Source organism: Pseudomonas sp. 2995-1, assembly GCF_002742505.1.
GTDB lineage: Bacteria > Pseudomonadota > Gammaproteobacteria > Pseudomonadales > Pseudomonadaceae > Aquipseudomonas > Aquipseudomonas sivasensis.
Window position 1 is genome coordinate 1 of the sequence record NZ_LJSA01000545.1, and the last position, 299, is coordinate 299.

General features: G+C 46.5%; 1 pseudogene. It reads left to right on the forward strand.

The features are described 5' to 3' along the window. Nucleotides 1-14: 14 nt before the first annotated feature. A pseudogene (locus tag AOA61_RS31970) lies at nt 15-299 on the forward strand (hypothetical protein); the annotation flags it as partial.

Genomic DNA, 299 nt, shown 5'->3' on the forward strand with positions numbered 1-299 from the left:
CAATAAATGAAGTCATGATTCGAGTGCTGTGGGCAGTGAAAAGCCGTTATTATCACGGGCGCAGTTGGAAGGAATCACTTCCGTTTGGCGGTCAACCTGAGTTACGCCGAATGCTCCTAGTTGGCCACGGTTCATTATGTGTCGTTGATGGGCTTGACGCTGGGATCCGCTCAGGCGGTGAAATACTGAATTTCGCGCTTCACTTAAATATGATTGCTTGGTCACGATTTGCCTTCTCTGCATTCCAAGAAGTTCGAGCGTTGTATTGTAAAAATGCGTTGGATTTAGAAGCAATGGAA